This window comes from Desulfosporosinus sp. BICA1-9, from assembly GCF_000802135.1.
In genome coordinates this window covers 13760-25832 of record NZ_JUEE01000064.1, presented here as the reverse complement: position 1 = coordinate 25832, position 12073 = coordinate 13760, and the positions used below count along the sequence as shown (strand labels likewise).

Sequence of the window (12073 nt, the reverse complement as noted above, 5' to 3'; positions counted from 1 at the left end):
TTTATGGCCGGTATCAACTTGCAAAAAGGACAAAAAATTGATTTAACCAAAGGAAATCCTGGCTTATCTAAAATCATGGTGGGTCTAGGCTGGGATGAAGTATCATCTTCCTCATCAAAACCAAAATCAGGTGGACTTCTCGGAGGCTTGTTTGGCGGCGGAGGAGGAGGTTCTACTACAGCAATTGACTGCGATGCTTCAGCAATCCTGCTTGATGCTCAGGACAAGCTTACTTCTAAAGATCGTTTGGTCTACTTTGGTAATTTGCAAAGCGGCGACAAAAGTGTCAAACACAGTGGAGATAACCTTACAGGAGCCGGCGATGGAGACGATGAACAAATTCAGGTAGAACTCAGCAGTGTCCCTAGTAGTGTTCAAAAGATTGTTTTTGTGGTTAATATTTACGATTGCGTTAAACGCAAACAGGACTTTGGACTAATTGCCAATGCCTTCATTCGGGTTGTCAATCCAGTTAATGGACAAGAGTTTTGTCGGTACAATTTAACAGAAAGTTATGCTGGTAAAACGAGTTTAGTGGTTGCAGAGGTTTATCGTCATAATAATGAGTGGAAATTTGCTGCCTTGGGCCAAGGCACAAATGATGCATCCTTAAGTGAGCTCATTCGTCGATATCAATAAACTTAGAACCTCTGCTTATTAAAGTGAGGGTCTTTGGAAAAAAGAAATATTAAAGGGGGATATAAAAATGGCTATTAGTTTACAAAAGGGTCAAAAAGTCGATCTTACTAAAACTAATCCGGGTCTTACAAAAATCATTATTGGTCTAGGGTGGGATGTCAACAAGTATGATGGCGGAAAGGACTTTGATCTAGATTCCTCAGTATTTATGTTAAGTCCTGAAGGAAAAGTTGCCGATGAGAAGAACTTTATCTTTTTTAATAACCCGAAGAGCCCAGATGGCGCAGTGACACATACGGGTGATAATCGTTCTGGTGCAGGAGATGGGGATGACGAGCAAATTAAAGTTGACCTAGCTACTGTAGCTAGCAACGTTGCCAAGATCACCTTTGGGATTACGATCCACGAGGCGGCAGAACGCAATCAGAACTTTGGTCAAGTGTCCAATGCTTATGTGCGTGTTATCAATGAAGCATCAGGCGAGGAACTAATCCGTTATGACCTCGGCGAAGACTTCTCGATTGAGACAGCAGTTGTGGTGGGTGAGCTTTATCGCAATAATGCTGAATGGAAGTTTAATGCAATCGGCAGTGGCTATCAAAACGGTCTAGCCGGACTATGCAAAGATTTTGGGTTAGACGTATAATTCGATGCACGATGCACGATGCACGATGCACGATGCACGATGCACGATGCACGATGCACGATGCACGTATTTCTAAACTTCCTACTTTAATAACTTTGTTTTAGTGTTATGTGCCGAAATAGAATAGAAGGAAGTGTTTTTATGGCGGTTATAAGTTTGCAAAAAGGACAGAAGATTGATCTCACAAAGGGAAACCCTGGGCTGAAAAACATTATTGTTGGCTTAGGGTGGGATACGAATAAGTATTCAGGTGGATCAGATTTTGACTTAGATGCTTCGGTATTCTTACTTGATAAAAATGGTAAAGCTGGGGGTATAGAAGATTTCATCTATTATAATAATCTTTCCGGCGGAAATGGGTCTGTAAATCATACGGGTGATAATCTCACGGGTGCAGGTGATGGAGATGATGAACAAGTTAAAGTTGATCTTGGCATAGTACCTGCCCATGTTGATAAAATTGCTTTTACGGTTACCATTCATGATGCGATTGCCAGGGGACAGAATTTTGGTCAAGTATCGAATGCTTTTGTGCGCGTTGTCAATGAAACTGACGGAAAAGAAGTCATGCGCTATGATTTAGGGGAAGATTTTTCTGTGGAAACTGCCCTCGTCGTTTGCGAACTTTACCGTCACCAAGGGGAATGGAAGTTCAATGCTGTGGGCAATGGTTTCTCAGGTGGTTTAAGCGCGCTGTGCTCAAACTATGGTTTACAAGTAGGTTAGAATACGACTAATGACGAAGAAGAGAGACGCTCTAAAGAAATTTTGGGCGTCTCTTTCTTTCTTCTGTTTAACAGGTGGGTGTGTGTAACGGGGACGGCCCTTTTGACACATTAATGTGTTAAAAGGACTGTCCCCGTTACACATGTTCCCCTTACACTCCATGCCGTTGCATACCACTGATGAAGGTTATTATTAGATAGATAATTAAAATTCTGAAAATAGAAGAATAATGGTAGATATTTAAGAAAAATTGATGATTAAGTATAAATCGGGTGTATAAACATTGTTTATGGGGGTTGCAAATAATGGAATAATTGTTTATTATTTTGGGGATACTCGCTTTTTAGGCTAATGAAAAATGTCACAATCTTGATCAGGGGGAAAGCATTAATGGTTAATAAGGAGAGCCAAATCGTTCGCCAATTATTTATGGGTTTAAGTGTTATATTGGCTGGAGCGGGACTCATCTGGGGAACATTTTTAACTTCTAGAGGTGAGGAGTGGATTAAAACCGGATTAAGATTCTTTACGGACGCTGGAGCGGGACTTTCACTAACCTGGAAATTGGATGGACTAACGGTATTCTTCCTTTTTATCTTGCTCTTGGGGCAAGGCCTAGCCTCTCTTTATGCCCTGGGATACCTCAAGGAGTATCAAGAAAAGAACAAGTCACTCTGGCCTTTTTTAGTTAATTGGTTTTTATTTCTTGCCAGTATGTTTGGCGTATTACTAGCGAATGATGGCTTCACCTTTTTATTAACTTGGGAAATGATGTCCCTGTTCTCATTCTTCTTAGTACTCTACGAACATGAAGACCCTCAAAATCGTAAGTCTGCTTATATATACTTTGTCATGACCCATGTCGCAACGGTATTATTGACCACGGCAATTTTATATTTATATGCTTTGACAGGAAGTTTTGCTTTTGAAGTATGGGCAGTTGCGGTTCCCTCACTTTCCACAATTGAGCTAAATTTAATTTTTCTTGCTTTCTTTATTGGCTTCGGCACCAAAGCCGGCTTTGTTCCATTTCACATTTGGCTGCCTTATGCCCATTCGGCTGCCCCAAGTCCAGTATCTACCCTGATGTCTGGTGTGATGGTAAAAGTTGCGCTCTATCTCTTTATAAGATTGGTCTGGTTGACTTTAGGACCTGGCCCGATTTGGTGGGGTTGGTTATTTTTGATCGTTGGCGCAATCTCAGCCCTAGTAGGGATATTATCAGCTTCTGTGCAGTCGGATCTCAAAAAATTACTCGCTTATTCCACGATAGAGAATGTCGGAATCCTTGGCATAGCTTTAGGCAGTGCCTTGCTGGCAAGATCCTGGAATCATGCTTGGGCAATGGATCTAGCACTGGTTGCTTTCTTTTGGCACACTATGCAACATATGCTTTTCAAATCGTTGCTGTTTATGGGAGCTGGGAATATCATCCAGACAACCCATGCCCGAAATCTTGAACGCTTGGGTGGATTGCTCAAACGCATGCCCAAGACGGGTTTAGCAGCCCTGATCGGAATCATAGGTATTACAGCATTACCCCCGCTTGGTGGGTTCTGGGGAGAATTAATGCTTCTCCAATCTCTATGGGTGAATACAGCCGAACTTGCCAATGGCTGGAGTAAAGTCTTCTTGCCGTTGTCGATTGGGGTTCTCGCTCTGGTAGGTGGATTGTCGATTGCCACGTTCGTCAAGTGGTTTGGAATTTCTTTCCTTGGACAAGCCCGCTCCTCAGTGGCAGAAAAGGCTAAAGAAGCAAACCCTGTTCAGTATATTACACCCTTAATTGCTGGAGGATTAGCGGTTTTAAGTGTACTATTCCCCTCAGGGACCTTAGCCATCATCAATGTACCTCTTTCAGTTCTAAGACCCAGTGACATGGTAGGAATACGGTCAGCCCTTGGGACACCGCTTAACCTTTCCTCGGTCTACCTAATCCTGCTGATTCTTCTCACGGTCTGCGTCGTGATTCTAAGTAAACGAGGGATTCATAGAGTTACGGCAACTTGGAACTGCGGTGCGCCCTTAACACCGAGTTTACAGTATACTGCCGGTGGATTAACAAATCCCATTCGAGTCCTTTTTGCCAAAGTATTGGGTTCGCAACGATGTGTTGAAGGGGATTTTGCTAAAGGTCCTTATAGTTTGAGTTCTCTGACGTACGAAGGGAAAATCAAAGAAGTCTTTGAGGATAGTTTCTATCGACCTGTAATACGCGGGTTGCTTTGGCTATCGTCTCATATCCGCAAACTACAAGCGGGGAGCATCCATCTATATTTAGGCTACCTATTAGTTACAGTCATCGTCGTTTTGATTTTAGGACGTTAGGAGAGAAGAGATGGACGAATTATTCACGATACTTACCCGTCTTTTGATGGGAATAGGGCATTTGGCAATCTTCTTAGTTGCTGTTCCGCTTCTCCAAGGTTTCATTAAAAAAAGTAAAGCGTTTTGGCAGATGCGTCAGGGCCCACCAATCCTTCAACCCTACCGAGATTTAAGAAAATTAATGAATAAAGAAGAACTGATCTCTGAACATGCCTCTTGGCTCTTTCTATTAACCCCGCGGATTGCTCTAGCTAGCACATTAATGGCCGGGCTCGTTATTCCCGGTATTTGGGGCTGGGCGCCGTTAAGCATATGGGGGGACCTCTTTATATTCGGGGCAAGCCTTGGCCTGGTACGCTTGTTATTGACACTCTCAGGGTTAGAGGGGGCAGGAACGTTTGGAGGAATGGGTGCCAGTAGAGAACTTTTCCTGGGATTATTAACGGAACCAGCCTTACTTCTAGGGCTAATCGTTTTAGCATTTATGACCGAGACAACCTCCTTACAGGGGATCACGGTTGGATTGCAGAGTTTTTCCCCTCTGGATATTTCTCGAATCTTAGCCCTGATAGCCTTAGGGATGGTAAGTATTGCGGAGATGGGACGGATACCCATGGATAATCCGGATACACATTTGGAATTAACGATGGTTCATGAAGGGATGCTGCTAGAGTATTCCGGACCGTCGCTGGCCCTGCTTAATTTCGCTGAACAGCTAAAACAACTCTTACTCCTGGTTTTATTGGCGCACTTCATTTGGCCTAGTGGTTTGGTCTCGGTTAGTAATGGAGTTTTAGGTGCGCTCTTGGCTTTGGTTTTTGTTAGCGTAAAAGTGACAGCGTTAGGATTTTTCTTTGCCACGGTGGAGAGTCTCTTCGTTAAGAGGCGGCTTTTCCGAGCACCTCACTTTTTGGCAACAGGCGCTGCTTGTGCCATTTTAGCCTTAATTTCACTTTGGATTATAAGGGGGCAGATTTAAAGTGGTAGGTATTTCTGCGAACGGGCTTAATTTAGTACTACTTGTCCTCTTAGTCAGCGGACTATTAATGGTCTATAGTGCCCGGGTGAAAAAAGCCCTGAATTGGTGGACCATCCAAACCGTTTTTGTCTCGCTTCTTTTGATAGCTGAAGGGGTCCATAACCATGCCACGGAGATCATCATATTCGGAGTGCTGTTATTAGTAGCTAAGGCTGGGATTATCCCCATACTTTTACGACAGGTTTTAAAAGAGTCAAAGACAGAGTGGGTTGGTGAGATATACTTAAAGCGCGCGTCGTCTTTAGTTATTGCCGGAGGCTTAACCCTGGTAGCCTACGAGGTGACACAACCTTTAATGGCACTTCACTCCAGTTATCGCAACGGGTTAGCCGTCGCAATAGCCTTGATTTTCTATGGTCTTTTGCTAATGATGACTCGTAAAGTCGCTATAGTTCAAGTTTTAGGAATTCTGCTTATAGACAATGGGATATTCCTAGCAGGATTTTTCCTAACCCAAGGGATGCCATTGTTAGTGGAATTGGGGGCGGCCTTTGACATTCTTGTGGGGATGGTCATCATTGGTATTTTATCTAAGCAAATGCTGGAAACGTATGATTCTCTAAATGTTGATCACATGAGGTCATTGAAAGGATAGTATGCGATGTTTATTGGAGTAGCGGTAATCGCGGCAGTAGGAATGCTATTTTCGGAAAAGAAAACCTACTTAAGACTATTGAACAGCGTGGCTCTTGTGTTGTTAACGTTGAGTGGAGGATGGACCATCAGACAAACGTTGAGCCAAGGGTCCTACGGGTATGGGTCAGGCATACTATATTGGGATGCACTGAGTGTATTGCTTCTTAGCGTCATTATCATGATAGCTATCTATGTTATTCTATTTTCGTTTGGGTATATGGAAGAAGAAGTTCGAGAAAAGAAACTTCCGAGAACGAGGTTGAAGTGGTATTATTTCTGGATCTGGATCTTTATGGCAACGATGCTTTTGGTCGTCAGCACTCCCAATCTGGGCATCATTTGGGTAGGTATTGAAGGGACAACCTTAGCTACGACTCTCTTGGTTGGTTTCTATCGAAACAAGCAGGCGATTGAAGCTGCTTGGAAATATGTGATTTTATGTGTGGTGGGTATTAGTTTTGCCTTACTGGGAACAATGTTGCTTTTTGCGTCTGTGGCACCGCTCTTGGGTCAGAGTTTAAGTGCGTTGGATTGGCGAATGCTCCCTAATGTAGCGAGTCAGTTAGACCCGACTTTATTGCGCCTGGGTGTTTTGTTTGCCGTCGTTGGCTATGGGGCAAAAGTTGGATTCGCTCCTATGCATGCTTGGCTTCCTGATGCTCATAGTCAGGCACCTTCACCCGTCAGTGCCTTGCTATCCGCAGTTTTACTGAACTGTGCTCTCTATGCCATTTTGCGTTGGCACTGTGTGGCTCGTCTGACCACTTTAGGTCCGGATTTCGTAGGGACGATACTCATAAGTTTTGGATTATTATCGTTGGGGCTTATGGTAGGGTTTATCTTATTGCAAAAAGATATCAAACGATTATTGGCCTATTCGAGTGTTGAACACATGGGAATCTTAGCAATCGGTTTCGGATTAGGCACCAGAGAAGCTGTCTGGGGGGCCTCGTTGCATCTCTTGCTTCATGGACTTACCAAAGCAAATCTATTCGTCATTGTTGGCAGGTTGGTACAAAAGACGGGAACAAGGCAAATTTCGAGGATGCGTGGAATCTTTAAAATCTGGCCTTACACTGGGATAATTATGGTTCTTGGCTTATTAGCAATCACTGGCACGCCCCCTTTTGGAACGTTTCGCTCAGAGGTCATTATCTTATCCGCTCTATTTAAAACAGGCCATCCACTACTTGGCTTTTTGAGTGTTTTATTTCTTACGGTTATATTCGCAGGGTTTCTCTATCATTTCCTCCAGATGCTTTATGGGAAGCCAAGCGGCCGGCATCAGCCTGGAGAGAGTGTCAGCACACTTGCTCTGGCAATCCCCCTTTTAGTAGTCCTTTTCTTAGGCTTATTCATTCCCCAAAGCCTGAATCAGGTACTCAATCAGGTCGTCGAAGTGATATTGGGAGGAGTTTAGGATGCTAGGCTTACAGGAGTATTTACAGAGTTATCAGGGCCTTGAGATTGTTATGTGGAAGAACCAAGAGGGTATCGCTGAGATGGCTCCCAGCGACCTTCCAGACGTGTTGACTTATTGTTTAGATATACGACCACGTCCGATTTGGCTGACCCATGTTGTCAATGATGAGCGACAGTTGGGGCGTGGATTTTGTCTTTACTTGCTTCTCCATTTTCCGGGTAAGGATTTTTCGCTGACTCTAGTCGGCAAAGGGATAAAAGATCAATTTCCAACCCTTGCCTTAATCTTTCCAGCCCTGAATTGGTCTGAGAGAGAAGCCCAAGATCTCTTTGGGCTGGAAGCAGTCGAACATCCTGACCCGCGCTCTTTGGTCTTACATCCGGGTTGGCCCAAAGGATTCCATCCCTTGCGTAAGGATTATATTGTGGGGGACGAACGCAGTGCGTTCGATCGGGCACCCTTAGTATTTCCTGAAATGCATGGCGATGGAATCTTTCAGGTTCCAGTCGGTCCGATTCATGCCGGAATCATTGAGCCGGGGCATTTTCGTTTTTACGCTATTGGGGAACCAGTTCTGCATTTAGAAGCCCAGCTCTTCTATACTCATAAAGGAATTGAGAAGCTGGTTGAAGGAAGAAGTATTGAAGATGGCTTGCGCATCATTGAACGAGTTTGTGGAGTATGTGCACTAAGTCATGGTCTTGCTTATTGTGAGGCGGTTGAAAAACTTGCTAATCTGGAAGTTCCACGCTCGGTTTTATTATGGAGAACGATCCTCGCTGAATTAGAACGGGCTTACAATCATATTGGAGATATTGGCAATATGTGTGCGGGAGTAGGCTTTGCCCTAGGTAACGCCAATGGTTCGCAAAGCAAAGAAAGGCTTCAGCGCCTAAATCTAGAATTCTTCGGTCACCGCTTCTTACGAGGTGTGGTTGTTCCTGGAGGAATGAAGTCGATACCCTGGGCACTAGATAGTCAAGCCATTCTGAACCGACTCATTGAAATAGCGGATGATTTTGAAGCATGGATACCCTTGCTGTTGGAACATGACGGTTTTAGACAGAGGGCAGTGACTACGGGAATATTAAAGCAAGAGAATGCTATCGAAATGGGAGTTACAGGGCCGGCTGCTCGAGCCTCAGGGATAGCCAATGATTGGCGAGAACTTCATGCCCATCTTCTGTATCCCCATCTCAAGGTGAAATCTATGGTTGAACAGGATGGAGATGCTTGGTCAAGGTTAATGGTACGGGTTAAGGAAACTAGAGAGAGTTTTCGATTCCTTAATACTTTACTGTGCCAAGCGATGGAGGGACCGGAGCTCGACTATAAGCCAACCTCAATTGCTCTAGAGCAAATTAGACCGCTGTTTCCAGCTTGGGGGTGTGTAGAGTCTCCTAGAGGAACAGATGTTATTTGGCTCATGCTGGATGAAGAACGTAAAATCTACCGTTGCCGGGTTCGGTCTGCTAGTTATGCCAACTGGCCTGCAGTACCTCTCACTGTACCAGGCAATATTGTCCCGGATTTTCCATTAATCAATAAAAGTTTTGAATTGTGCTATAGTTGTTGTGACCGCTAGCCGAAAAGGGGAGATAACATGTTGAATTTGCTGTTCCGAAAAATCAAAATGGGACGTCTCACAGAGATGGGCGAAAATTCGCTGAAAACGCAAAAATCGTCTGATTTGCCAGCTAGTTTTAGGCAGTCCCTACAGATTCGGCACCTTGCTTGTGGTTCCTGTAATGGGTGTGATTGGGAAATGACAGCCTTAGGCAATTCTCTTTACGATCATCAGCATTTTGGCATTGACTTTGTGGCTTCACCCCGCCATGCAGATCTTTTAATGTGCACTGGGCCCGGCTCCACACAGTTGGTCAATGCTGCTCATGAAACCTATGAAGCGATGGCCAACCCAAAGTGGGTCATGGCCGTAGGAGATTGTGCCATCAATGGTGGAGTTTTTAAAGGTGCGTATGCCAGTTCAGGTGGAATGGAAAATGTATTACCTGTGGATATTAAGGTTCCGGGTTGTCCCCCTACGCCAGATGATTTAATTAAGGCGCTGCTAGGAATGATGGGGAAGAAAGAGTCTTAGCTCGTTTGGAGGAAGTGTCTGAGCTAAGACACTTCCTCTAGCTTGGGTGGAACGGAACAGTGGAGTGAACGCTTGGGGACTGTTTGAGTTTATTGACGCAAAGGCGCTTTGAGTGCTCACTAAACCAAGAAACTTTCTCTGGCTTTGGTCGACGGAGGTTGGAACGACAGCGGATGACTTATATAGGATATAAAAAAAGAGCCTGAGGGGCTCTTTTTTTCGTGAGACGATTATTAGTAATAATTTAGGGATTGGCCCTAAACATAGATTTAATAAGGATATTTGGTAAACTAGGCCATATATGTTAATAACATGGGATATGAGCTGTTTATATCTTAAATACGGCAATAAGTCATGATTGTAGCCAAAACAAGGCCATTTCTGCTGATTGATATTTATGAAGTTATTGCTTATGATTAAATTGACGTGACAATTGTCAGAGTAATTTAAATAGTTCACTCAACTTAGAGGGGGGTAGAAATGCCAGTATTCGTTGAATTATTATTTATAGTTATGTCAGGATCCCTGCTGCTAGGAGCCCTCCTATCTTATGTCTTACAAAAGCAACCACGCTTAAGCATTTTGGTGGGATTTACGTTTGCCAACCTTGCTTGCCTGGCAGGACTAATTTTAGGTCCAACACTCCTGTTGGCTAAGCACTCCTTAGACGTAATCTTGCCATGGTCTGTTTTCGGGATTAGCCTTCAATTTAGTCTTGATCCTTTAGCGGCTTTTTTTATCACAGTTATCTCAGTCCTCAGTCTTCCAGTGTCTGTCTTTTCTTATGGTTACGTCAGTGTCTATATTGGCAAACAAAATGTAGGAGTTTTAGGGTTATTTTATAACCTTTTTATCCTTTCAATGCTGGCACTAGTATCCAGCAGTAACTCGTTTATGTTCTTATTTTTCTGGGAAGTAATGTCGTTGGTATCCTATTTTTTAGTGGTCTTTGAACATCAGGATTATGGAGTTCGTAGGGCTGGTTTTATTTATATTGTGATGACACATATTGGTACAGCTTTTATTGCGATTGCTTTTTTACTCTTATATAAAGAAACTGGCAGTTATGTTTTCGCTCAATATTCTGCTCTAGCTCATAATCTTTCGCCAACGCTTAAAACAGTTATTTTTATACTAGTTACACTCGGATTTGGGACTAAGGCAGGAATAATTCCTTTGCATATTTGGTTACCAAAAGCTCATCCAGCTGCGCCAAGTAATGTTTCGGCCTTAATGTCTGGAGTTATGTTGAAAACAGCGATTTATGGGTTTATTAGAATTGTCATTGACGTTTTAGGTGTTGGATCAGTTTGGTGGGGGGTATTAATCCTGTTCATTGGAGCTGTCTCGGCCGTATTAGGTGTGATGTATGCTTTAATGGAACATGATATTAAACGGCTGCTGGCCTATCATAGTGTGGAGAATATTGGAATTATCTTAATGGGAATCGGTGCTGCTCTTGTTTTTAAAAGTTATGGCTACAATGATCTTGCTTTGATTGGTTTGACGGCGGGCTTATTTCATGTGTTAAATCACGCTCTTTTTAAAGGCTTACTTTTTTTAGGAGCTGGGGCAGTTCATTATGCGACACATACTAGAAATATCGAAGCAATGGGTGGGCTTCTAAAACGAATGCCTTGGACTGGTTTCTTTTTTCTGATTGGTTCGCTTGCAATCTCGGGTATTCCGCCTTTCAATGGTTTTGCCAGCGAGTGGTTAACGTACCAAGCTTTATTGGCCTTGGGTTCGGCGAAACTTGGGGCAACCATGAATATTATAGGACCAGTTCTAGGAGCAGCTTTGGCCTTGACAGGTGCTCTGGCCGCTGCGTGCTTTGTTAAAGCTTTCGGAATTATGTTTCTAGCCATACCTCGCAGTATAAATGCAGAAAAAGCTAAAGAAGTACCTCGTACAATGCTGGTAGGGATGGGCCTTTTAGCTTTGTTATGCTTGATCTTTGGGGTTATGCCTTTTATGGCCATTAACCTGTTAAGTCCTGTTACCTTCAGCCTTATAGGCATGGAAACAATCCCGCTGCTGGGTGAGTATCGCTGGCTGAATGTTCCTCCGATTATGGGGCAGGGTGTCGCAGTTATAAATACTAATTCCATATCCCCTCCCATGATCCTAGTTGTTTTGGTATTGAGTGTCCTGTTGGTTTCTTTATTTATTAAAAAGTTTGCTAAGTTTAGTAAGGTTCGAATTGATGAGACCTGGAATTGTGGGTCAGATCTCACCTCTGAAATGGAGTATTCTGCGACCTCCTATTCTCACCCTATTCGTATCATGTTTCGCGCGATATTCCAGCCAACTAGAGAAACCAAGAAAGAGTTTGTGCTTAAACCGTATTTTACAAGTCGCATCAAATCTCAAGGGGCCATTAACCCTTTTTTTGAAGATCACCTTTATAGACCGCTGCTCAAACTTTTTCTTAAATTTGCTGATAAAGTTACAGCCTTACAATCCGGAAGTATTCATCTTTATTTAGGGTATATTTTTGCTGCTTTGGTTGTTCTGCTTATTTTTGCGAGATAG

At 43.4% G+C, this 12073-nt stretch carries 10 protein-coding genes; all 10 read left to right on the top strand.

What is annotated here, in order from left to right; translation table 11 throughout:
• Positions 1-3: 3 nt before the first annotated feature.
• The 10 genes from JL57_RS08060 to hyfB all read left to right on the top strand — a co-directional run bounded on the left by JL57_RS08060 (position 4) and on the right by hyfB (position 12073).
• A complete protein-coding gene (locus JL57_RS08060) occupies positions 4-639 on the top strand; it encodes a TerD family protein (RefSeq protein WP_034141547.1) in 636 nt (211 codons plus the stop codon).
• Positions 640-706: 67 nt separating this feature from the next.
• Positions 707-1285, top strand: a complete 579-nt coding sequence (locus JL57_RS08055; RefSeq protein ID WP_034141546.1) for a TerD family protein — start codon at positions 707-709, stop codon at positions 1283-1285.
• 141 nt (positions 1286-1426) lie between these two features.
• Entirely contained in the window at positions 1427-2011 is a 585-nt protein-coding gene (locus tag JL57_RS08050) for a TerD family protein (protein WP_034141545.1), read from the top strand.
• A 390-nt stretch (positions 2012-2401) separates the two neighbouring features.
• Entirely contained in the window at positions 2402-4339 is a 1938-nt protein-coding gene (locus JL57_RS08045; protein ID WP_034141544.1) for a proton-conducting transporter membrane subunit, read from the top strand.
• A 10-nt stretch (positions 4340-4349) separates the two neighbouring features.
• On the top strand, positions 4350-5318 hold the full coding sequence (locus JL57_RS08040) for a respiratory chain complex I subunit 1 family protein (RefSeq protein ID WP_045691070.1): 969 nt from the start codon (positions 4350-4352) through the stop codon (positions 5316-5318).
• A gap of 1 nt (position 5319) precedes the next feature.
• A complete protein-coding gene (locus tag JL57_RS08035; RefSeq protein WP_034141543.1) occupies positions 5320-5973 on the top strand; it encodes a hydrogenase in 654 nt (217 codons plus the stop codon).
• Between the two features lie 6 nt (positions 5974-5979).
• Entirely contained in the window at positions 5980-7434 is a 1455-nt protein-coding gene (locus JL57_RS08030) for a hydrogenase 4 subunit F (RefSeq protein WP_034141542.1), read from the top strand.
• A 1-nt stretch (position 7435) separates the two neighbouring features.
• Positions 7436-9022, top strand: a complete 1587-nt coding sequence (locus tag JL57_RS08025; RefSeq protein ID WP_034141541.1) for an NADH-quinone oxidoreductase subunit C — start codon at positions 7436-7438, stop codon at positions 9020-9022.
• Between the two features lie 18 nt (positions 9023-9040).
• Positions 9041-9538, top strand: coding sequence for an NADH-quinone oxidoreductase subunit B family protein (gene nuoB, locus JL57_RS08020; protein WP_034141540.1), 498 nt, complete (start codon positions 9041-9043; stop codon positions 9536-9538).
• Between the two features lie 480 nt (positions 9539-10018).
• Positions 10019-12073, top strand: a complete 2055-nt coding sequence (hyfB, locus tag JL57_RS08015) for a hydrogenase 4 subunit B (protein ID WP_034141539.1) — start codon at positions 10019-10021, stop codon at positions 12071-12073.

Coding starts and splice junctions, on each gene's coding strand:
- hyfB (WP_034141539.1), top strand. CDS start 10,019: ATGCCAGTATTCGTTGAATTATTATTTATAGTTATGTCAGGATCCCTG.
- JL57_RS08030 (WP_034141542.1), top strand. CDS start 5,980: ATGTTTATTGGAGTAGCGGTAATCGCGGCAGTAGGAATGCTATTTTCG.
- JL57_RS08045 (WP_034141544.1), top strand. CDS start 2,402: ATGGTTAATAAGGAGAGCCAAATCGTTCGCCAATTATTTATGGGTTTA.
- JL57_RS08060 (WP_034141547.1), top strand. CDS start 4: ATGGCCGGTATCAACTTGCAAAAAGGACAAAAAATTGATTTAACCAAA.
- JL57_RS08025 (WP_034141541.1), top strand. CDS start 7,436: ATGCTAGGCTTACAGGAGTATTTACAGAGTTATCAGGGCCTTGAGATT.
- JL57_RS08055 (WP_034141546.1), top strand. CDS start 707: ATGGCTATTAGTTTACAAAAGGGTCAAAAAGTCGATCTTACTAAAACT.
- nuoB (WP_034141540.1), top strand. CDS start 9,041: ATGTTGAATTTGCTGTTCCGAAAAATCAAAATGGGACGTCTCACAGAG.
- JL57_RS08040 (WP_045691070.1), top strand. CDS start 4,350: ATGGACGAATTATTCACGATACTTACCCGTCTTTTGATGGGAATAGGG.
- JL57_RS08050 (WP_034141545.1), top strand. CDS start 1,427: ATGGCGGTTATAAGTTTGCAAAAAGGACAGAAGATTGATCTCACAAAG.